The organism is Marinobacter daqiaonensis (assembly GCF_900115285.1).
Taxonomy (GTDB): Bacteria; Pseudomonadota; Gammaproteobacteria; order Pseudomonadales; family Oleiphilaceae; genus Marinobacter; species Marinobacter daqiaonensis.
The window spans coordinates 116,851-137,609 of the sequence record NZ_FOYW01000001.1; the positions used below are offsets into that span (position 1 = coordinate 116,851).

Here is a 20,759-nt window from a genome sequence, read left to right on the forward strand (position 1 = left end):
CGTTTGGTCCGGATCAGGACCAAACCGACGGGGCTGTTTAACTACCGGATGTTATCATGCCAGTGTGTTAACGATAAGTTTCCCGCAAGAGTGGAGGTAAATCAGTGCCCAGCTTCAAAGTGGATTCCCCCTACCAGCCGGCCGGTGACCAGCCCAAGGCTATTGAAGGGCTGGTGGACGGCATCGAATCCGGCCTCGCTCACCAGACTCTGTTGGGGGTTACCGGTTCGGGCAAGACCTTCACCATTGCCAACGTTGTCGAGAGAATCCAGCGTCCCACCATCGTCATGGCCCATAACAAGACACTGGCGGCCCAGTTGTACGGGGAGTTCCGGGAATTCTTCCCGGACAACGCCGTCGAGTATTTTGTGTCCTACTACGATTATTACCAGCCGGAAGCCTACGTGCCGTCCTCAGATACATTTATCGAGAAGGACGCCTCCGTCAACGAGCACATCGAACAGATGCGCCTGTCCGCCACCAAGGCCCTGCTGGAGCGGGACGACGCCATTATCGTGGCCACGGTCTCGTCGATCTACGGTCTCGGTGATCCCCAGTCCTACCTCAAGATGATGCTTCACCTGGACCGGGGGGACCATGTTGACCAGAGGACCATCCTGCGGCGGCTTGCGGAGCTCCAGTACACCCGCAACGACATGGAGTTCCACCGGGCCAACTACCGTGTCCGGGGGGATGTCATCGACGTGTTCCCGGCGGAATCGGAAAAAGAAGCCGTCCGCATCGAGCTGTTCGATGACGAGGTGGAGAATCTCAGCTATTTCGACCCCCTCACGGGCGAGGTGCTGCGCCGGGTGCCCCGGGTGACCATCTACCCCAAGACCCACTACGTGACCCCCCGGGAAACGGTCCTGGGGGCCATCGAGAACATCAAGGTGGAACTGGAGCAGCGTCTCAAGCAGCTTCGGGACAATAACCGCCTGGTGGAAGCCCAGAGGCTGGAGGAACGCACCCGCTACGACATCGAGATGATGCTGGAGCTGGGCTATTGCAACGGTATCGAGAACTACAGCCGCTACCTGTCCGGGCGGGCGCCGGGGGAGGCGCCGCCCACGCTGTTCGATTATATCCCGCCCGATGCGCTGCTGGTGGTGGATGAATCCCACGTCACCATTCCCCAGATCGGCGCCATGTACAAGGGTGACCGTTCCCGCAAGGAAACCCTGGTGGAGTACGGCTTCCGGCTGCCGTCGGCCCTGGATAACCGGCCCATGCGGTTTGACGAATGGGAGCGGATCGCGCCCCAGATGATCTTCGTGTCGGCGACTCCGGCCAAATACGAGGAAGAGCACGCCGGCCAGGTGATCGAACAGGTTGTCCGGCCCACCGGTCTGCTGGACCCGGAAATCGAGGTGCGGCCGGCCTCCAGTCAGGTGGATGACCTGCTGGGCCAGATCCGCGAACGGGTGGCCATCAATGAGCGGGTTCTGGTGACGACGCTCACCAAGCGCATGGCCGAGGACCTGACCGACTTCCTCATGGAGCATGATGTGCGGGTGCGGTACCTGCACTCGGATATCGACACCGTTGAGCGGGTCGAGATTATCCGAGATCTGCGCCGGGGGGAGTTCGACGTTCTGGTGGGGATCAACCTGCTGCGGGAGGGACTGGATATGCCGGAGGTGTCCCTGGTGACCATTCTCGACGCCGACAAGGAAGGTTTCCTGCGGTCCGAACGTTCGCTGATCCAGACCATCGGCCGGGCGGCCCGTAACGTCCATGGCAAGGCCATTCTATATGGCGACAATATCACCGGATCCATGCAGCGGGCCATCGATGAGACCGAGCGGCGCCGGGCCAAGCAGATGGCCCACAACGAGGCCCACGGTATCACCCCCCAGGGACTCAACAAGAAAATCGCCGACATCATGGAAGGTGCCCACGGCGGTGGCCGGGGCCGTCGCAAGCCGGAACGTCCCGGCCAGCAGGCGGCCGAGGAAGCCGAGGAGTATCGCATCAAGGCGAAGGGCAAGTCGCCCGAGCAACTGCTCAAGGACATCACCCGGCTGGAGGACGAAATGTACAAGGCCGCCGCCGACCTGGACTTCGAGCACGCCGCCCGTCTGCGGGATGAGATCTCGGAGCTGAAAGAGGCCGCGGTTCGCCTTGGTTAGTCCTTGCATTCATGCGGCTTGCTTGCCACAGTCTCTGGAGTGCAGGGCCCCGTGACCGCAGCGGCAATGACGGGGCTGAACCGCTCGACCCAAGGTGGCGTGGATGAATAACCCGAAGCATACCCTCTTCTGGATGACCCTGTTCCTGGCGGTTGTTCTGACCGTCTGCGTGCTGATCTACCGGCCGCTTCAGACCGCCTTCATGGCCAACTGGGTGTTCAACCTGCTGATTGTCTGCGTGCTGGTGGTAGGCATCATCCTGACATACCGCCAGGTCCTGGTGCTGTTTCCGGAAAGACGCTGGATTGCCCAGTTTCGCACCGGGCACTCGGGGCTGTCGGTGCTGCAGGAGCCACGCCTTCTCAAACCCCTGGCCCGCCAGCTTGGCGAGGACGCCAAGCGGGACCAGTTCACCCTGTCCACCCTGTCACTTCGTACGGTCCTGGACGGCATCCACAGCCGGATGGACGAACAGCGGGAGATAACCCGCTACTTCATCAGCCTTCTGGTCTTCCTGGGGCTGCTGGGTACCTTCTGGGGGCTGCTGGGAACCATCAACGCCGTGGGTTCGGTGATCACCGGACTGGACATGGATCAGGCGGACTTTGGCCGGGTCTTCTCGGATCTCCAGTCGGGCCTGCTGGAACCGCTGGAAGGAATGGGCACGGCGTTCAGCTCTTCACTGCTGGGCCTTGGCGGTTCACTGATCCTCGGGTTTCTCGATATCCAGGCGGGCCATGCCCAGAACCGTTTCTACGACGAGCTCGAGGAGTGGCTGACCGGGGTGACCAACCTGGTGGATGCCGTGGACGGTGGCAGTCCAGCGCCCCAGGACGGCTCGGAACTGCAGCGGCTGGCGGTGGAGAACCAACGTCTCAGGGACCAGCTGGCGGACCGGGAGTAAGCCCATGATGGCACCTAGGAGCAGCCGCCCATGATCGGCTACCGCCGTCGCAACCGCAGTGCCATCAACATCTGGCCCGGCTTCGTGGATGCCCTGTCCGCGCTGCTGATGCTGGTGATATTCATGCTGCTGGTCTACGTGGTCAGCCAGCTCTACCTGTCCCAGACCCTATCGGACCGGGAAACCCAGCTTGCCCGCCTCAACAGTCAGCTGGACGAGATTTCCAGTCTGCTCGGACTGGAGCGGGACCGCACCGAGGCCCTGGAGCAGGAAATGCAGCGGGTGCAGAACCAGCTGGGGGCATCCCTTGACCTGACCGATGAACTGGAGGCGGACCTTGAGCAGGCGCGGGAGGAAGCCCGCAGCACCCAGAATGAAATTGACGCCCAGAGGCTCCTGATCGGAGATCTGGAGGCAACCGCGGAGCAGGCGGAACAGGCGCTTTCCGAGGAACAGCTGCTTTCCGCCGCCCAGCGGGCCATGCTCCAGCAGCTGTCAGACCGGATCGGTGCGCTCCAGAGTCAGTTGCGCCAGATTTCGGAGGCGCTGAGACTGCAGAAGTCGCTGACGGCGGAGAAGGAAGCGGAGCTGGCGGAGGTGGGACGCCGTCTGAACACTCTGCTGGCTGAAAGAGTCAGTAAACTCGAGCAGTATCAGTCGGAGTTCTTTGGCCGGTTGCGGGAGATCCTGCGGGACAACGAGAATATCCGGGTGGTCGGGGACCGGTTCCTGTTGCCGTCGGAACTGTTGTTTGCCTCGGCCTCGGACGAGCTCGGCCCTGCCGGGCAGCGGGAGCTGGACAAACTGGCTCGGGTCCTGCTCGATGTTGCCAGGAGGATTCCGGAGGACATCGACTGGATACTCCGCATCGACGGTCATACCGACCGCATTCCCATCAATACCCCGGAATTTCCATCCAACTGGGAGCTATCCACGGCACGGGCGGTGTCCGTGGTCCGCTATCTGGCAAGCCAGGGGGTCCCTGAAGATCGCATGGCCGCAGCGGGGTTCGGTGAGCATTTCCCGGTAGCCGAGGGCCTTTCCGAAGAAGCACTGCGCAAGAACCGGCGTATCGAGATCAAGCTGACCTCCCGGTAGTCGCGGCCTGAGCCCCCCTATCGAACCGGCCCCACAATGACGGCCGCCTGCAACGGCTGATTGCGTCCGTAACGGGACATCCGGTCGAACACCTTGCGGTCCACCGGTAGGTACTGCTTGTCGGCGATGGTGTCTCCCTCCTTGACGTCCACTTCCGGATCATGGAGGTAGACAAACTGGTCATCCACCGCGCATACCGTTACCCAGTGGGGGACCCGGCTGCGGTGCAGTTGCCACATACTGATCAGGATCACCGGAACGCTGCCGTGGCGCAGAGCCGTTTCGATCTCCGCCAGGGTGAGCGGGTCGTGGTGCAGCTCTATTCCGGCCTGACCGATGTCATGGAGGAAACCCTCGTGGACCAACTCCAGCACACGCTTCTTGTCCTCGCTGCGCACGGTTTCCCGGAACAGGGGGCCTTCCTGGCTGATGTATACGGTGGCATTGAAGCCGCGCTGCCAGGCCGCCAGGGCGAGACCGTGGGGTCCGCATCCGCCATGCCCCGCCAGCATGAAAATGGTCGTGGCTTCCCGCCAGATCCGCAGCTCCTCCAGGGTGGTCATGGGCTGGCCGTGGTTGACCGCCGCCATGGCCATAAGCAGCGATGCGGGGCCGCAGGTGAACTCGGTGGTCTGGGGATAGTAGGGCACCTCGGGATAGGGACGGGTGGGTTCATAGAACAGGATGCGGCGTTCGAACCGCAGCGCGTCGCCATGATCCTCATAGTAATCACGCAAGGTACCGAATTCCTTGTAGCCAAGGCGTCGATAGAGCGCAATGGCGCCGTGATTGTCGGCGCGAACCTCCAGTCGCATTATAATGCGGTCTGCGTCCGCCGCCTGTCGCTCTGATTCCCGGACCAGGTCTTCGCCAAGACCGCGCCCACGCATTTCCGGCGCCACCGCGATGGAGTAGATGCGCGCCAGTCTTGTATTGGCGTGCATCAACACCAGGCTGTAGCCCACCAGGACCCCGTTCTCCATGGCGAGGATGACCCGGTCCCGGGGCATGTCGATAAAACGGCGAAAACTTCGCCGGGAGATCCGGTCCTCGGAAAAACACCGGTTCTCCAGGGCTACCAGGGCGTTGGTATCGCTGAGGGTTGCATTGCGGAAGGTCAGTTCGGGCATAACGGGTTACAACCGGGTCGATTCGTGAGCGGCTATTATGGGTGAGTGAGCCCCGTCGCGATAGCCGGTGAGTCATGCGTAAAATCACGCACCAGCGGGGGATTGCCGGAGGCACGGTCCCGGACTACTGTACGCGATGTTCGGGTGACGTCAGAATCGACTGTTATCTTCCTTTTTTCCAGCATGAGGCCTTCATGTCACGTCTGTTACTTGTTGTTGACCACGCCCGGGACTGGGCGCCGTACTATCCCAGCGAGGATGTATTGACGTTTGACCAGTACCTGCAGTTTTCGGCTCCCGCCCACAGCCGTGTCCGGGTCATCAACCTGTGCCAGAGCGGCCGCTACCTGAGCCAGGGCTATTACTGTTCGCTGCTGGCGGAGGCACGGGGTCATCACGTTGTACCGTCGGTAATGACCCTGAACGATCTGGGCCGAAAGGGATTGTTCTCCCTTCAGCTGGAGGAACTGGATCCCTCCGTGATCCAGTGGCTGGATCAGGCCGCGGCCGAGGTTCGGGGCGACAGCAGGAACGGTCGCAGCGTCAAGGTTCGCACCTACTTCGGCCAGGCGGAGCAGCCGGAACTCAAACCGGTGGCCCGGGTCCTGTTCGAGCGTCTGCCCTGTCCGATTCTGGAAGTGGAATTCCGCCACCGCAAGGGCAAGGGGTGGCAGATAGAAACCATGAAGCCCGCTTCACCCTCGGACCTGGCCGAGAAGCAGCAGGATGTCTTCGCGGCGGCCCTCGACCGGTTCAGCAGCATTGTCTGGCGCAAGCCCCGGACCCGCCGCAGGTACCGGTTCGACCTGGCCATGCTGGTCAACCCTGAGGACCCGCTGCCGCCAAGCGATGAGGAGGCCCTGACCAAATTCGAAAAGGCGGGCCGGAAGCTGGGCATCAACGTGGAACGGATAACCCGCCGGGACTATATGCGATTGCCGGAGTACGACGGCCTTTTCATTCGTGAAACCACGGCGATCGATCATCACACCTATCGGTTTGCCCGCAAGGCGGAAGCGGAGGGCCTGGTGGTGATCGACGACCCGGTCTCGATCCTCCGTTGCACCAACAAGGTCTTTCTCGCCGACCTGCTGCGAACCAACAAGGTGCCCACGCCGAAGACCCTGATTCTGTCCCGGGACCAGAAAGATGCGGCGGCCAAGGTGATCGAGCATCTTGGCTTTCCGGTGGTGGTGAAGATTCCGGACGGCGCCTTCTCCAAGGGTGTTCTCAAGGCGAAGGATGAAAAAGAACTGGCGGAGGCCCTCAAGACCCTGTTCCGCCAGTCCGCCCTGGTGCTGGCCCAGGAATACTTTCCCACTGATTACGACTGGCGCATCGGTGTTCTGGGCGGGCGGGCCATCTACGCCTGCAAGTACTTCATGGTGAAAGGCCACTGGCAGATCTACCAGCACGGCGAAGCCAAGCAGGTGGAAAGTGGCGACTATGACACCCTGCCCACCTATGAAGTGCCCCGCAACGTGGTGCAGGCCGCCCTTAACGCCACCCGTCTTATTGGCGATGGCCTCTATGGGGTCGACATCAAGCAGGCGGGCAACCGGGTGGCAGTGATTGAAGTGAATGACAACCCCAGTATCGACTCCGATGTCGAGGACCGTTTCCTGGGGGGCGAGCTCTACACCCTGATCATGCAGGAATTTCTTTCCCGCATGGAGGCCAAGAGGCGCTGAACGTCGGGCCTTCAGTCCCGTGGCTGCCAGACCTTCACGCTGGCCAGCCCCGGGAGGCCGTCCATCCGCGACTGGATTTCGCCGGTGGCGGGCAGCGCCACAACGGCCTGGTCCAGGAAAAGCTCGACGTGGACTTCATTGTTCAGGTAGTGGAGGCGGAGGTGATGCGGTACCGCCTCCAGCTCCGGAACCTGCGTCCGCAGGTAATTCCGGATTTCCCCGCGGCCAGGAAGCTCCGGCGTCGTCGGTGTACCGGACTGGTCGTTCTCGGCATCGATATGAAAGTTGATGTCGCGGATATTCGGCAGTGTTGCCCGCATCCGCCGCAACACCTGCATGCCCACCTGGTGACCTTCCGATACGCTGATCTCCGCCTTTACCACCAGATGAATATCCACCAGGATATCGCTTCCCATCCGCCGGCTGCGAAGGTCGTGTACGTCACGCACCCCTTCTGTTCCGGCCGCGACCGCCTTGAGTCGCCGGATATCCTCCTGCGACAGACCCGTATCCACCAGCTCCCGGACACTGCTCCAGGTAAAGTTCCAGCCCACATGGGCAATGATCACGGCTATGACGATGGCCGCCACCGCATCCAGCCAGTGGAACCCGGCCATGGCGCCAGCAGCGCCGACCAATACCACAACGGAAGACAGGGCATCGGTACGGCTGTGCCAGGCATTGGCGACAATGAGGTCGGAGCGGATCTTCTCGCCGACACGGCGGGTATAGCGGAATATCCACTCCTTGCCCGCCACCGAGACAAGCGCCACCACTAACACGGGCCATCCCGGTGCCGTCAGGGTTTCCGTGCTGATCAGCCGCCAAAGATTGTCCCAGGCCAGTGCCCCACCGATGGCAATGAGGAAACTGCCCAGGATCATGGTGCCGAGGGTTTCGAAGCGCTGGTGGCCGTAGGGATGGTTCGAGTCAGGACCCTGTCGCGACAGTTTCATCACGATCAGGACCACAAGGTCCGACAGAACGTCTGTGAAAGAGTGGACTCCGTCCACGAACAGGGCCTGGGAATGAAACAGCAGGCCGCCAATGCATTTCAGGATGCCCAGAACCGCATCCAGAATCATGCCAATTACGGTAACCTTCGAGGCTTCGGTGAATTCCCGGTCGAGACGACTCTGATGAGTGGCTGACATGTAAAATCCTGTAAAAGGGTATTGCTTTTGTGGCGGGCGTCATGGATTTCGGCCCATCTTATGCACAAGACGGACATCCCGCCGAGCTCTTAATGCAGGATAAACCAATCCTGTTTTTTTTGTTTTTGAGTCTCTAATATCATGAAAAATATAGAGAATTTAACTGGTCAAAAAATAACCAATTCGCAGAGTGGGGCATGAGCCAAGGGATTGGCCGGTTTGAAGGGCAATTTTCAACAGGGTTATCCACAGAATCCGTGGAAAAGGTCACAACACCTTAACCATACAGTCATTTAGGTGTCATCCAGGGTAGCTACGGGCGTCTGTGGAAAACTTCCGCTATACTTTTGCCCCCGTTAAACGGCGCAAAATATTACCAGAAGTTTTATAAAGATCACGAACTTTATGGTACGCCTGCGCCAGGCTGTGGATTACTCCTTACCGGAACCTTTTTATGTATTCGTTGCTTCGCAGGATTCTGTTTGCCTTGCCACCGGAAACCGCCCACAGGGTCGCTCTCGCCGGACTGGATCTGGCCGCCGGTAGCGGCTTGCTCAAGGGATTGGTAGCACCACCGGCCGATCTGCCGGTTCGCGTCATGGGACTGGACTTTCCGAATCCTGTGGGACTGGCGGCCGGCCTGGATAAAAACGCGGATCACCTGCAGGGGCTGGGGGCGCTGGGTTTCGGCTTCATCGAGGTGGGTACGGTGACCCCCCAGCCGCAGCCCGGCAACCCCGCACCCCGCATGTTCCGTCTGCCGGAGCATGGAGCGATTATCAATCGCATGGGATTCAATAACGAGGGTCTCGACCATCTGATCGCCAGGGTGGCCAGCCGCCGCTATAACGGCGTGCTCGGCATCAATGTGGGAAAGAATAAGGTCACCCCGGCGGAGGAAGCGGAATCCGACTACCGCAAGGGCATCGCCGGTGTCTACGACTACGCGGACTACATTACGGTCAATGTCTCCTCGCCCAACACCCCGGGGCTGCGGGATCTCCAGTTCGGAGACTCCCTGAAGCGACTGCTGGATGCCATCAAGGAAGAGCAGGCGATCCAGCAGCGCCGAAGGGGGCGTTATGTTCCCCTGGCGGTGAAGATCGCACCGGATATGGATGACGCCGAAATCGGCTTTGTCGCCAGCGCACTCCGGGAGGCAGAGATAGATGGCGTCGTTGCTACCAATACCACCATAGCCCGCGAGCCGGTTGCCGGTCACCCTCATGCCGGGGAAGCAGGAGGGCTCAGCGGTGATCCGGTGCGTGAGCCGTCTCTCCGGGTTATCCGGGGTCTTTATCAGGTTCTGGGGGAGGACATTCCGATCATCGGCGTGGGCGGCATCAGCGATGGTCCAAGCGCGGCCGCAAAGATTGAAGCAGGGGCCCGGCTGGTGCAGGTGTATACGGGTTTCATCTACCGTGGTCCTGAACTGATTTCGGAGGCGGTGGAGGCGATCAGACACTGCCAGATGGAACGGCACTGAGATGGTGCCATGGTGATGCCGCCAGGGTGCTGTCCCCCAAAAAGAAAGGGCCCGCCAAGCGGGCCCGTGCGGGGAATAAACCCCGTGGCGATTGTTGTTTTGATTGCTTCGGGTCGGGTGGACCCGGCTCTGGGTTCCGGCGGTTGTTGAAGGGGAGCCGGTGCGCCCCTGTATCAAAGCCAGATTGTAAGTAGGTTTTCGTCCTGTCGACGATGCAGAGAAATTTTGTGTCCGCCTGAAAGCGGGTTTGTCCCTGGTGTTGCTGGATACGCCTGAAACTGACGTCCCGGAGACATTCTTTCAGCCCGGAGCACTCTCAACCCGGTGACGGGTTTGACGGTTAGGGCAGGCCGTCAGGTCGTTCCGTTGGCAGCAAGCCGGTGAATACCGGAAACGCCGGTCATGCCCTCCCAGTTGTCAGTGCGTCCTTCCCGCCACCCGTTAAGCCATTCCTGCCGTGCGTCTGGCTGGTCAATGGGGCAGCTGTCCTTGGATTTTCCGGACACTCCGGCCTGGTATCCCCGCTTGAATGCGCGAGCGTACATGTCTCTTTTCTGTCTTTTCATGCTGTTCCTCACCTACATGGATTTACAGAACAAGCGTGTACACGTGTGCCTTGGAAGACGAAAATGCCTGAAACAACAATCAGTCTGAAGACTGGCGGCAGTTCCCGTTCCACCAAGGGCAGTCAGGATCCTCTGGCGGGAATACCCCTCGGCATTCCCTTATGACGCGTCAATTACACCCTATGATGAATTAAGGGCTTGAGTACAGTATTAATTTCGTCTATGTGACCGGCCCTTTATGTTTATGTGAAATAACCCCCTGTCGGTTACCATGCGCTACCTTGAGAGAACCCCGGCGGTCACTGAGCCGCCATCCCCTTGTCGTCTACCCGGAGGTTTCCGTGCCAGTGCAACATGAGTTTTTTGTCACCTGTCCCAAAGGCATGGATAACCTGCTGCAGGACGAGCTCGTGTCGTTCGGGCTGGAGCCGCTGAAACTGGCCCCTGCCGGCGTCTGGGCGCGAGGGTCCCTCGCGGATGGCTACCGGGCCTGTCTGTGGTCCCGGCTGGCCAACCGTGTACTGCTGCACCTCGCTTCGGTCGATGCCACCAGCAACGAAACCCTCTATCAGGGCGTCCACGAAATACCCTGGGCCGAGCACCTGTCGGTGAATGGCCGGTTCCGGGTAATGTTCAGTGGAACCAACGAGCTGATCCGCAACACCCAGTACGGTGCCCAGAAGGTCAAGGACGGTATTGTCGACAGACTCCGGGGCAGCGGAACGGTACGCCCCAGTGTTGATGCGAAGGATCCCGACATTACCGTTTCAGCACGACTCCATCGCGGCCAGCTCGATATCGGAATCGACCTCAGTGGCGACAGCCTGCATATGCGGGGCTACCGGACCGAGAAGGGCATCGCACCCTTACGGGAGAACCTGGCAGCGGCCCTGCTGATGCGGGCGGGCTGGGCCGGGATCGCCGCCGCCGGTGGGGATTTTATCGATCCCATGTGCGGCTCCGGCACCCTGCTGATAGAGGCAGCCATGATGGCCATGGACCAGGCTCCCGGGCGCCTCCGTCAACGCTTCGGCTTCGAACGCTGGCTGGGGCATCAGCCGGACCTCTGGCTTGAACTGCGCCAGGAGGCCGAGCGCCGTGCCTGGGAGGGCAAGCAGGGCACAATCCCGCGCTTTGCCGGCTTCGACCAGGACAGTCGTGTGATTGCCACCGCCTGGCGCAATATCAGCCGTGCCGGACTTGAAGGGATAGTGCACGTGGAAGCACGGGCGGTGGAGGATTTCCACCGGGACGGACAGTGGGCGGAGCAGGGACTGGTTCTGGTGAATCCGCCCTATGGCGAGCGCCTGAGCGATCGCAAGCAGCTGGGCCCCGTCTATCAGGCCCTGGGACAGGCCGTCAAAGACAATCTCCAGGGCTGGCGGCTGGGGGTCTTTACCGGGGCACCGGAACTGGGCCACGCCATTGGTCTGCGCAGTTATCGCCAGTACAACTTCTCCGCGGGTAAGATTCCCGCCCAGCTACTGTTGTTCGAGGTATCGCCTGAGAATGAGGCGCGCTCCCGGGATGTGTCGGCCCCTGGCGAGGTCCGCCCCAGGATCAGTCACCCGGAACGGGCCCGCATGCTGGAGAATCGCCTGCGTAAAAACCTGAAGACCCTTGGGCAGTGGGCCAGGAAGCAGGATATCGAGTGTTATCGTCTTTATGATGCCGATATGCCGGAGTTCGCCCTGGCCATCGATGTTTACGGCGACTGGGTGCATATTCAGGAATATGCGGCACCCAAGTCGGTAGATGAAAAAAGTGCCCGGGAACGACTGGCCGAAGCCATGGCGGTCATTCCCGACGTTCTGGGCACACCCCCGGAACGGGTCATCTGCAAGCATCGCCAGCGCCAGAGCGGCACCCGTCAGTATGAGAAGGTGGCCGCCACCGGCGAGTTCCTGGAAGTGACCGAGTTGGGCAGCCGTCTGAAGGTGAATCTGCGGGACTACCTCGACACGGGTCTGTTCCTCGACCACCGGCCGGTGCGCCGCTGGATCCGGGACCACGCCAGGGGCAAGCGTTTCCTGAACCTGTTCTGTTATACAGGTGTGGCGACAGTGCAGGCCGTGGCCGGGGGGGCGAGCCGTTCGCTGAGCCTGGACATGTCCAAAACTTACGTGGACTGGGCCCGGGACAACCTGCGCCTGAATGGTGCAGACCTTACGAAGCACCGGGTCGAGCCCGCTGACTGCGTGGCCTGGCTGGCGGAGAAACCGTCCCCGGACCAGCGTTTCGACCTGATCTTCATGGATCCCCCCACCTTCTCGAACTCGGCCCGCATGCAGGGCGTGCTGGACATACAACGGGATCACAGCAAACTGATCTGGCAGGCCATGTCGCGGCTGACGGCCGACGGCCTGTTAATTTTCTCCAACAATTTCAGACGGTTCAAACTGGATGATGAGCTGACGGAACTCTTTGAGGTGGCGAACGTAACCCCCTCGACCCTGGACAGGGATTTTCAGCGCAATCCGAAGATCCACAAGTGCTGGCATATCCGCCACAAAGTGTGAATTATTCCAGGTCGTTGTCGGCGTCCTCCGGGCCATGCTCGGGGGGCTCCATCAACCCCTCCCTCTGGGCCAGGAGAAGCAGGGCATAAACTCCGTTTTCCGGTAACTGCGGCTCCAGCCCCTGCTCAAACATCAGTTCACGGCGATGGTCTTCCAGGGTGTCCCGGTCCATGCCGGGAATCAGGTCCTCCAGCGGCGCCAGCTCGAAGGGCACGTCCATGCCAACAGCGTCGAAGATCAGATCCACGAGGGTTTCGTCCGGATCCAGTCCGTCGGTGAACACCTGCTGGTCCGGCAGGTCCTCATGGAGGGCCCGGGCAAGCTCGATCAGTGGAACTCCCTGTTCCCTCAGATAGAGTAGTTCTTCCTCGTCCAGGTCCGCGTCCTCGGGCAGCCAGCTTTCATCCGGCTCGATCACTACGGTTTTCATACGGCCATCGGACAGGCTCCAGGCCATGGCAGTGGGGAAGAAGAGGTCGTCGGTCTGATAGAACTCGATATCTAGGAAACGGGGCATGCCCTGTTGCATACAGGCTCCTTTGTTTTTTCGATCAGCAGCTTTAAGTTCTCATGGATGCTCAAGTGCAAGGGCCGATGTTGGGTGGCCTCTTCCAGGACCGTCGAAAACAGGGATGTTTTCGTCGAGCTTACATGGAGGTATTCACAGTGTGTCCTGGAAGAGGCTACCCAATAGCGGTCCGACAGGGAAGCTCAAAGCTGGCTGAAAGCTTCTTCTGATCAAACGCCAGGGCTTGAACTTTGGTGCGCTGGCCCTGGAGCCGGCATGGTTTTCCGAGACACGCCGTGAATCCAGCCATGGAGGCCCTTCGAAAACCATTACGGCTTATTGCTCCTGCGTCGCGGTAAAAATCCAGGCCCGGCCGTCCATGGCCGGGCCGTGAAACGCCTTCGCGTTCCACCCCTGTTTTTGGAGGTTCCAGAAAACCATCCCGGCCCCAGTCCCTCGCGCATAGCAGGAGGCCTCAAATTGCCAGGAATGGCACGTAATGGCTCTGAACTAGGTGAAAGTCGCAGGGTATGCGCTTGCTTGCCAAGTAGAGGCCGTACCCCCTGACATGCGATACTCCAGCTATCCGAATTCCCGTAAGAGTCTCTGAAAATCTATGGCACATACCGGCTTTAACCAGAACCTGATCGACTTTCTCTCCAATTCTCCCACACCCTGGCACGCTACCCGTAACATGGCCAAAGCCCTCGACAAAGCAGGGTTCCAGGCGCTGGACGAGCGTGAGGAGTGGAACCTGAAGCAGGGGCAGGGCTATTACGCGATACGCAACGGGTCTTCCATTATCGCCTTCCGCACCGGCAAGCGTTCACCCCTGGAAGCCGGCGTCCGCATGGTCGGCGCTCATACCGACAGTCCCTGCCTGAAAGTGAAGCCCAATCCGGAGCTGAGGCGCAAAGGCTTTTTCCAGCTTGGCGTCGAAGTCTATGGCGGCGTGCTGCTGAACCCCTGGTTCGACCGGGACCTTTCCCTGGCCGGCCGGGTTACCGTGCTGGATGGCCAGGGCAGGGTGCGTGACTGCCTGGTGGACTTCCTGCGGCCGGTGGCCTTTATCCCCAGTCTGGCCATCCATCTGGACCGGGAGGCCAACGCCAATCGCTCCATCAACAACCAGACGGATCTGCCTCCGGTTCTGATGCAGGTTCCCGAGGACGACAAGACCGCCTTCAGCGACCTGATTCGCGAGCAACTGGGTAAAGAGTACCCGGACGTGGAAGTGAACAAGGTTCTTGGCTACGAGCTGAGCTTCTATGACGCCCAGCCAGCCAACCTTTCCGGGCTGCGGGATGAGTTCATCACGTCCGCACGGCTGGATAACCTGCTCAGTTGTTTCATTGGCCTGCGGTCGCTCATCGACAGCTCCGGTGGAGAGCCGGCGTTACTGGTCTGCAACGACCACGAGGAAGTGGGCAGCATGTCCGCCGAAGGCGCCCAGGGGCCGTTCCTGAGCTCGGTGCTGGACCGCTGGTGCGGGCCGGAAAACCGCAGTAGGGTAATCGCCCGTTCCATGATGGTTTCGGCAGACAACGCCCATGGCGTTCATCCCAACTTCAGCGACCGCCACGACGAGAATCACGGGCCACTGCTGAACCAGGGCCCGGTGATCAAGGTGAACCACAACCAGCGTTATGCCACCAACAGCCGGTCGGCCGCTCTTTACCGTCATATCAGCGACGAACTGGGCCTGCCGTACCAGACTTTCGTGGTGCGCAGTGACATGGGTTGCGGCAGCACCATCGGCCCCCTGACCGCAGCAAACCTGGGCGTTACCACCCTGGACATCGGGGTGCCGCAACTGGGTATGCATTCCATTCGGGAGCTTTGCGGTACCAGGGACGGATATACCCTGTACCAGGTCCTCACGGCTTTCATGCAGCGCCCCGACGTCGGCTGACGCCTTCTACGTCTGATCCCCGGTCGAGCCGCGGGATCAGGCATTAGTGCCGTATGCGGGAGGCCAGCTGGCTGACGTTTTCAGCCATGGACTGAAGCTCCGGCCCTTTCTCGCGATTTCTCTCCGCACTGTCGCGCATGGACCTGGTGGTTTCCGAAACCTCAGTGATATTTCGGTTGATGTCCTCACTGACGCTGGTCTGTTCCTCGGCGGCGGTGGCCACCTGAACCGTGGCGTCGTTGATGTGCTTCATGCGATCGCTGATCCTTGCCAGGGTCATGCGGACACCCTCAACGGCTTCCGCGGTTTCACCGGCCACGACTTCACTGGCCCTCATGAATTCGGTGGCATCGTTGGAGCCCCCGGTGATGGTCTCGATGATGTGATCAATCTTGACCGTCGCTTCCTGGGTCTTGGCCGCAAGACTTCGGACCTCATCCGCCACCACCGCAAAGCCGCGGCCCGCTTCACCGGCACGAGCCGCCTCAATGGCGGCATTGAGGGCAAGCAGATTGGTCTGGTCGGCGATTTCCCGGATAACTCCCATGACGTCGCCTACCTTCCGGCCATCGCTGGCCAGCCGCTCGACGGTGGTTGCGGAACTGCGGATCTGGTCGCTCAGGCGCTCCATGCTGGTGGTGGCCTGATGGATACGTTCGTCGGCCTCGCCGGTTTCGGCGGTGGCTTCCTGGGTCTGAGTGGATACCGAAGCCGCATGACTCGCCACTTCCTGGGCGGTCGCCGACATTTCATTCATGGCTGTGGCAATCTGTTCAATGCGGTCATGGGCCTGGTGCGAGTTATCCGCGACTGAACTGGCATTGGCCCGAACGGCCGAACTGGTGTTGTTGAGCTGGTCTGCGTAACGACTCATCGCTGAGCCGGTTTCCGACAGGAAGCGGTGGAGGCTGCGGGCTGCATCGGCCAGGCGGCCGAGCTCATCCTGGCGCCTGACAGTGGCCGGATCCGACAAGTCCCCCTCACTGAGTTTCTGAAGCTGGCTGGTAAGGGTCTGGGCTGGCCGTACGACGGAGCGCGAGATGACCCAGAAGCAGGCCAGGGTCCCAATCACAATCAACCCCAGCATCAACACGCCGATCAGGGTAGCTGTGCGGGTAACGGAGGCATTCAGGTTAGTGGCACGACGGGTCGCTTCCTGGCGTATGCTGGCAGATGCCTGTTCAATCAGGCTGGCCGGCTCCCTGTCGATCCCCTTGACGGCACGGTCTCCTGCCAGCGGGGCATAATCCGAGGCCTTAAAGGCCTCAAAGCCCTGGCGGTAAGCCGCTCCCATTTGCTGGTGGGCCTGGCGAAAACGGCTGAGAAGTTCCCGTGGCTCCCCTTGCGGCAGTTCTGAAATTAGCTGCTGCAGGGACTGCTGGATGGTTGCCTCCTGCTCACGGAACTGGCGCCAGTATTTCTCCCGCTGTTCGTCATCACTGCCCCGGATCAGGACGTTCTTCCATTCCTGGACCTGGGTTTTGAAGTGGCTCAGGATGTCCTGTGCCTGCAGCGCATGAATCATCTCCTCACTGGTCAGTGAGTTGTAATCCCGGCTGGCATCCAGTGAGTGCTTGAAATAGGCGAGAGCGGATAACGCCACCAGCAGGTTGGACACCAGCAGCACGGAAAGAACGCGGGCGAGAATACTTCTTGATAGCCAGGCCATGACTGTTGCTTTCTCCTCAGGAGTGTAAAAGCTTCTACGTTATTAACGGCGGCTTGTTCCCGAACTTGAAGCAATTCGCTCCCGAAGGCGTTCAGAGCTCACGTATCCAGAACGTCATCGGTTTGGCGGTTTCTTCCTGATCCCCCACATCCTTCCATGAGTAAGTGGTGCTGAGTTCCGGGACCTTGCGATACCCCCGGTTGTGCCAGAACGAAAAAGCTCTCCGGTGAGTCGGCATAAGTGGCCAGATAGCGGCGTTCATAGCCCATGTCGCCATCGTAGAGATAGGGAAACGCACGGAATACCTCGATGCGCAGGCGGGCCAGGTCATCCAGATAGGGCAGGACTTCCTGGCCGCTCAGTGCGGTGATGTGAACAGACATGACGGCAGCTCCAGTGCGTGAGGCGACGGTTTTTGAATTTTGCCGATTCGTACCTTACGGTCAAGTAACAGGATTTTCCACGATCACCCACTGCAGGGAGAATCAGGAATGCCCGAACTTCCGGATGTCGAAGTCTTCAAACGGTATATCGATGCCACGGCGCTGCATCAGACCATCCAGCGGGTCACGGCTCCGGCGCCAAAGGTTCTCGATGATATGAGCATCAGCCAGCTGGGCCGTGCCGTTGCCGGCCGGAGCTTTACGGACAGCCTGCGCTGGGGCAAGTATCTCTTTCTGGCGATGGATACCGGCCAGTGGCTGGCACTGCACTTCGGAATGACCAGCTTTCCCCGCTATTGCCGGGAAGACCACGGGGACGACGGTGAGGATGCCCCTTTCGACGCGGTCCGTTTCTTCTTCGACAATGGCTATATGCTGGCTTTCAACTCCCGGCGAAAACTTGGACGTATCAGGCTGGTCGATGATCCCGGGGATTTTGCTCGCGAGCAGAACCTGGGACCGGATGCCCTCGACATGGGCGAGGACGAGTTTGTGGAAATGGCTGGAAAAGCCCGGGGCAGCCTGAAATCCCTGTTGATGAACCAGAAGCACCTCAGTGGCCTCGGTAACGAAACCAGTGACGAGATCCTGTTCCAGGGGCGATGGCACCCGAAGACCGGGGTACAGGCTCTGGATGGTGACCAGCGCAGGCAGTTGTATAGAATCATGCGGAAAGTGCTGAAGGCAGATCTCGAGGCCGGTGCCGACCAGGAAAAAATGCCGGACTGGTTCCTTTTGCCCCGCCGGCACGACGGTGAACCCTGTCCCCGTTGCCAGGGGCCGATACGCAGGATCAGCGCCAGCGGTCGGTCGGCTTATATCTGTCCCGCCTGTCAGCCTGGACCCTGAGCGGCTGGCGGGATTCGGTAGCGTCGGGATAATCGTTCCTGTGCCCTGTTGATCTTTCCCCTTGTGTGGCAGCGCAGCGTTGATGACAATAGGGGCCATTGATACATCGCCACTGGGGTGACCTTCTCTTGCGTGCCGGCCTTTGCCCCTACTGTGGCGTTCACCAGCGTATCTGCGTTTGCGATGTCTGCGGACCGATTGAGGATGCGCCACCACTCTGGGCTCTGCAGCACCCAACCGAAGTCAGCCGAAGCAAGGGAACCTTGCGATTGGCACAGGCCTGCCTGCCCTCGATGAAAGTGCTGGTGGGGGAATCCGGGAGCTGTTTTGAGCCATTGGCGAGCAGGGGAGTTGGAGGCCTCGGCCTGGTCTTTCCCCATCCGGGCAGCGAGCCGCTGGAGAGTGCGGATACCACAGGCGTAAGGGAGTGGGTGGTGCTGGATGGAACCTGGCGCAAGGCGCGCCGGATGTTTCTGAGCAACCCCTGGCTGCAACGGCTGCCGGCGTTCCATTTCCGGCACCCGCCCGCGTCGGGCTACCACATCCGCAAAGCTCCCCGGGCAGACAGCCTGGCGACTGCCGAGGCGCTGGCCTATCTGCTGGCGGTGGTGCGTCCCGGACTCGACCTGGGGCCGCTGGAACGTGCCATGGCGGCGCTGGTAAGCCGCCAGCTGGCGGTCATGCCGACACAGGTGCGCGGCCGTTACGGGGTGAGCAGGAGATTCGACGAACCTGGCGATGAACCATAAAAAAAGCCGCCAACCCTGAAACAGGTGGCGGCTTTTTCGGAATATGGCTCCCCGAGCTGGGCTCGAACCAGCGACAAACGGATTAACAGTCCGTTGCTCTACCAACTGAGCTATCGGGGATTGGCGTCGAGATGGCGCGCATATTAAGGTCTTTGATGGGTGGGGTCAAGGCCCTGAAAACACAGGAATCAAATATTTCCAATGCCTGAAACCGCAGTTGCTGTCGATAGCTCCCGGGCCAGCTCAGGCCCGGTCCGGACCGGTGATTACCAGCCACCTCCGTGGCTGAGAAACGGCCACGCCCAGTCCATCTGGCCCAGCCTGTTCCGCCGTGTCTCCCTGACCGAGCCGACCGTTGAGCCCATTCCCACGCCGGACAGGGATCAACTCTGGCTTGACTGGTACCGTCAGGGCAGTGACCGGGTAGCGGTCATCTGCCATGGCCTGGAGGGGCACAGTCGTCGTCCCTACGTGCTGGGGCTGGCCAGGGCGCTGCTGGCGGAAGGCTGGGACGTTCTGGCATGGAACTTCCGTTCCTGTGGTGGTGTCATGAACCGTCAGCCCCGGTTCTACCACAGCGGAGCGACGGATGACCTGTCCGTGGTGATCAACCATGCCCTGTGCCGGGGCTATCGGGCGCTGGCGATCAATGGTTTCAGCATGGGGGGCAATCTGACCCTGCAGTACCTGGGGGAGCAGGGCGAACGGGTGGACAGCCGCATCGTGGGGGCGACCGCCTTTTCCGTGCCCTGCGACCTGGCGGGCAGCGCCGATGTGCTGGCCATGCCCGGCCGGCGCATTTATATGTCACGGTTCCTTAGGGATCTGGAGCCGAAAATGGCGGAAAAGGCCCGTCGTTTCCCGGACCTGATCAGCATGGAAGGCTATGGGGACATTCGCAGCTTTCATGAGTTCGATGGCCGCTACACCGCGCCTCTTCATGGCTTTGCCAGCGCCGAGGATTACTGGCGAAGGAGCTCATCCCTGTTCCGGCTGAGGGATATCCGGGTGCCGGCACTGGTGGTCAACGCCGCCGATGACCCCTTTCTCTCCGCTGACTGCTTCCCCCGGAGTCCAGCGGTTCTCGGCAATCACACAACTTTCGAAGTGCCCCGCCATGGCGGCCACGTCGGTTTTGTCCAGCATCGACGGGATGGCTGGTACTGGTCCGAGCGAAGGGCCGCCGGCTTTCTGCGGGTGCTGGTGAGCTGAGGGGCCGGGGTCAGTCAGCAACAGCGGCGGTTTTCGCTTCGTCCAGCAATGGCTCAAGGTGGGGCCAGATATTGTCCAGCAGTTGTGGCTGGGCTTCGGCGGTGGGGTGGATGCCATCTCCCTGCATCATCCGCTCCCGGTTGTAGATACCTTCCAGGAAGAAGGGGACCAGGGCAGTGCCGTACTGATCCGACAGTTCCGGGTACATATCGGCAAACCGGCGGGTGTAGCGGGCGCCATAATTGGGGGGGATCTGCATCCCCACCAGCAACACCCTGGCGCCGGCATCCTGGGACGCCTCAATCATGGCCGCCAGGTTGTCCCGGATCACCGAGGGCTGGAAACCGCGAAGACCGTCGTTGCCCCCCAGTTCCAGGATGACCACGTCCGGCTGGTGTTTCTCGAGCAGTTCCGGCAGTCGGCGTGCGCCCCCGTCGGTGGTTTCACCGCTGATACTGGCATTGACCACCTTCCACGACTGCTCCCGCTGCTCTTCCAGCCGGCCTCGGAGCCGGTTTACCCAGGCCGTCTCGGTTTCCACACCGTAGGCGGCACTGAGACTGTCTCCCATAACCAGTATAGTGTTGGCCAAACCCGGCCTTGGCATCGCCAGGCTGAGAGCTGCCGCCAACCAGAACAGGAGAACCATTGATCCCGGACGGCGGAATACCGTACCAATAGGCATCACAGACATTTATCATCCTCTTTTGTGACTCGCACACCATGAGAGAGACACA

The 20,759-nt window shown here is 60.7% G+C and carries 17 protein-coding genes and 1 tRNA gene; 10 read left to right on the forward strand and 8 right to left on the reverse strand.

Annotation, left to right across the window (positions count from 1 at the left end; translation table 11 throughout):
* Nucleotides 1-104: 104 nt before the first annotated feature.
* The 3 genes from uvrB (at nt 105) to BM346_RS00535 (ending at nt 4,134) form a co-directional block, all read left to right on the forward strand.
* On the forward strand, nt 105-2,132 hold the full coding sequence (gene uvrB, locus BM346_RS00525; protein WP_092008373.1) for an excinuclease ABC subunit UvrB: 2,028 nt from the start codon (nt 105-107) through the stop codon (nt 2,130-2,132).
* Between the two features lie 103 nt (nt 2,133-2,235).
* Nucleotides 2,236-3,036 (forward strand): hypothetical protein, encoded by an 801-nt coding sequence (locus tag BM346_RS00530; RefSeq protein WP_227662971.1) that lies wholly within the window; start codon nt 2,236-2,238, stop codon nt 3,034-3,036.
* A gap of 30 nt (nt 3,037-3,066) precedes the next feature.
* Nucleotides 3,067-4,134 carry a peptidoglycan -binding protein gene (locus BM346_RS00535; RefSeq protein ID WP_092008374.1) on the forward strand — a complete coding sequence of 356 codons (1,068 nt, stop codon included), beginning with the start codon at nt 3,067-3,069 and terminating at the stop codon, nt 4,132-4,134.
* A gap of 17 nt (nt 4,135-4,151) precedes the next feature.
* Here the strand turns inward: BM346_RS00535 and BM346_RS00540 are convergent, their stop codons facing one another.
* Complete coding sequence (locus BM346_RS00540) at nt 4,152-5,264, reverse strand: GNAT family N-acetyltransferase/peptidase C39 family protein (RefSeq protein ID WP_092008375.1); 1,113 nt, start codon at nt 5,262-5,264, stop codon at nt 4,152-4,154.
* Between the two features lie 194 nt (nt 5,265-5,458).
* On the opposite strand from BM346_RS00540, the gene BM346_RS00545 reads away from it, so the two are divergent.
* Nucleotides 5,459-6,955, forward strand: a complete 1,497-nt coding sequence (locus BM346_RS00545; RefSeq protein WP_092008376.1) for a RimK family protein — start codon at nt 5,459-5,461, stop codon at nt 6,953-6,955.
* An 11-nt stretch (nt 6,956-6,966) separates the two neighbouring features.
* Here BM346_RS00545 and BM346_RS00550 read toward each other — a convergent pair whose 3' ends face one another.
* Nucleotides 6,967-8,109 carry a cation diffusion facilitator family transporter gene (locus BM346_RS00550; RefSeq protein WP_092008377.1) on the reverse strand — a complete coding sequence of 381 codons (1,143 nt, stop codon included), beginning with the start codon at nt 8,107-8,109 and terminating at the stop codon, nt 6,967-6,969.
* A gap of 454 nt (nt 8,110-8,563) precedes the next feature.
* Between BM346_RS00550 and BM346_RS00555 the strand changes: the two genes are divergently transcribed.
* Nucleotides 8,564-9,595 carry a quinone-dependent dihydroorotate dehydrogenase gene (locus BM346_RS00555; RefSeq protein WP_092008378.1) on the forward strand — a complete coding sequence of 344 codons (1,032 nt, stop codon included), beginning with the start codon at nt 8,564-8,566 and terminating at the stop codon, nt 9,593-9,595.
* A 353-nt stretch (nt 9,596-9,948) separates the two neighbouring features.
* Here the strand turns inward: BM346_RS00555 and rmf are convergent, their stop codons facing one another.
* On the reverse strand, nt 9,949-10,161 hold the full coding sequence (rmf, locus tag BM346_RS00560; protein WP_092008379.1) for a ribosome modulation factor: 213 nt from the start codon (nt 10,159-10,161) through the stop codon (nt 9,949-9,951).
* Nucleotides 10,162-10,502: 341 nt separating this feature from the next.
* Between rmf and rlmKL the strand changes: the two genes are divergently transcribed.
* Nucleotides 10,503-12,680: a bifunctional 23S rRNA (guanine(2069)-N(7))-methyltransferase RlmK/23S rRNA (guanine(2445)-N(2))-methyltransferase RlmL gene (rlmKL, locus tag BM346_RS00565; RefSeq protein WP_092008380.1), complete on the forward strand. Its 2,178-nt coding sequence runs from the start codon at nt 10,503-10,505 to the stop codon at nt 12,678-12,680.
* Nucleotide 12,681: 1 nt separating this feature from the next.
* Here rlmKL and BM346_RS00570 read toward each other — a convergent pair whose 3' ends face one another.
* Complete coding sequence (locus tag BM346_RS00570) at nt 12,682-13,209, reverse strand: hypothetical protein (protein ID WP_227662970.1); 528 nt, start codon at nt 13,207-13,209, stop codon at nt 12,682-12,684.
* A gap of 595 nt (nt 13,210-13,804) precedes the next feature.
* On the opposite strand from BM346_RS00570, the gene BM346_RS00575 reads away from it, so the two are divergent.
* Nucleotides 13,805-15,100 carry a M18 family aminopeptidase gene (locus tag BM346_RS00575; protein WP_092008381.1) on the forward strand — a complete coding sequence of 432 codons (1,296 nt, stop codon included), beginning with the start codon at nt 13,805-13,807 and terminating at the stop codon, nt 15,098-15,100.
* Between the two features lie 43 nt (nt 15,101-15,143).
* Here the strand turns inward: BM346_RS00575 and BM346_RS00580 are convergent, their stop codons facing one another.
* Nucleotides 15,144-16,769, reverse strand: coding sequence for a methyl-accepting chemotaxis protein (locus BM346_RS00580; protein ID WP_092008382.1), 1,626 nt, complete (start codon nt 16,767-16,769; stop codon nt 15,144-15,146).
* Between the two features lie 98 nt (nt 16,770-16,867).
* On the reverse strand, nt 16,868-17,152 hold the full coding sequence (locus tag BM346_RS00585) for a hypothetical protein (RefSeq protein ID WP_406812903.1): 285 nt from the start codon (nt 17,150-17,152) through the stop codon (nt 16,868-16,870).
* A gap of 108 nt (nt 17,153-17,260) precedes the next feature.
* Between BM346_RS00585 and BM346_RS00590 the strand changes: the two genes are divergently transcribed.
* Both BM346_RS00590 and BM346_RS00595 read left to right on the forward strand, forming a co-directional pair.
* Nucleotides 17,261-18,061 carry an Fpg/Nei family DNA glycosylase gene (locus BM346_RS00590; protein ID WP_092008383.1) on the forward strand — a complete coding sequence of 267 codons (801 nt, stop codon included), beginning with the start codon at nt 17,261-17,263 and terminating at the stop codon, nt 18,059-18,061.
* Between the two features lie 128 nt (nt 18,062-18,189).
* Nucleotides 18,190-18,810, forward strand: a complete 621-nt coding sequence (locus tag BM346_RS00595; RefSeq protein WP_167812663.1) for a tRNA-uridine aminocarboxypropyltransferase — start codon at nt 18,190-18,192, stop codon at nt 18,808-18,810.
* Between the two features lie 44 nt (nt 18,811-18,854).
* On the opposite strand, the gene BM346_RS00600 is transcribed toward BM346_RS00595, so the two are convergent.
* Nucleotides 18,855-18,930, reverse strand: a tRNA-Asn gene (locus BM346_RS00600).
* An 81-nt stretch (nt 18,931-19,011) separates the two neighbouring features.
* Here BM346_RS00600 and BM346_RS00605 point away from each other — a divergent pair.
* Nucleotides 19,012-20,022, forward strand: coding sequence for a YheT family hydrolase (locus BM346_RS00605; RefSeq protein ID WP_092008385.1), 1,011 nt, complete (start codon nt 19,012-19,014; stop codon nt 20,020-20,022).
* 10 nt (nt 20,023-20,032) lie between these two features.
* Here BM346_RS00605 and BM346_RS00610 read toward each other — a convergent pair whose 3' ends face one another.
* Entirely contained in the window at nt 20,033-20,671 is a 639-nt protein-coding gene (locus BM346_RS00610; protein ID WP_092013128.1) for an arylesterase, read from the reverse strand.
* Nucleotides 20,672-20,759 lie beyond the last annotated feature (88 nt).

Coding starts and splice junctions, on each gene's coding strand:
- BM346_RS00540 (WP_092008375.1), bottom strand. CDS start 5,264: ATGCCCGAACTGACCTTCCGCAATGCAACCCTCAGCGATACCAACGCC.
- rmf (WP_092008379.1), bottom strand. CDS start 10,161: ATGAAAAGACAGAAAAGAGACATGTACGCTCGCGCATTCAAGCGGGGA.
- BM346_RS00550 (WP_092008377.1), bottom strand. CDS start 8,109: ATGTCAGCCACTCATCAGAGTCGTCTCGACCGGGAATTCACCGAAGCC.
- BM346_RS00590 (WP_092008383.1), top strand. CDS start 17,261: ATGCCCGAACTTCCGGATGTCGAAGTCTTCAAACGGTATATCGATGCC.
- BM346_RS00610 (WP_092013128.1), bottom strand. CDS start 20,671: ATGGTTCTCCTGTTCTGGTTGGCGGCAGCTCTCAGCCTGGCGATGCCA.
- BM346_RS00605 (WP_092008385.1), top strand. CDS start 19,012: ATGCCTGAAACCGCAGTTGCTGTCGATAGCTCCCGGGCCAGCTCAGGC.
- BM346_RS00555 (WP_092008378.1), top strand. CDS start 8,564: ATGTATTCGTTGCTTCGCAGGATTCTGTTTGCCTTGCCACCGGAAACC.
- BM346_RS00570 (WP_227662970.1), bottom strand. CDS start 13,209: ATGCAACAGGGCATGCCCCGTTTCCTAGATATCGAGTTCTATCAGACC.
- BM346_RS00535 (WP_092008374.1), top strand. CDS start 3,067: ATGATCGGCTACCGCCGTCGCAACCGCAGTGCCATCAACATCTGGCCC.
- BM346_RS00580 (WP_092008382.1), bottom strand. CDS start 16,769: ATGGCCTGGCTATCAAGAAGTATTCTCGCCCGCGTTCTTTCCGTGCTG.
- BM346_RS00545 (WP_092008376.1), top strand. CDS start 5,459: ATGTCACGTCTGTTACTTGTTGTTGACCACGCCCGGGACTGGGCGCCG.
- BM346_RS00530 (WP_227662971.1), top strand. CDS start 2,236: ATGAATAACCCGAAGCATACCCTCTTCTGGATGACCCTGTTCCTGGCG.
- BM346_RS00575 (WP_092008381.1), top strand. CDS start 13,805: ATGGCACATACCGGCTTTAACCAGAACCTGATCGACTTTCTCTCCAAT.
- BM346_RS00585 (WP_406812903.1), bottom strand. CDS start 17,152: ATGTCTGTTCACATCACCGCACTGAGCGGCCAGGAAGTCCTGCCCTAT.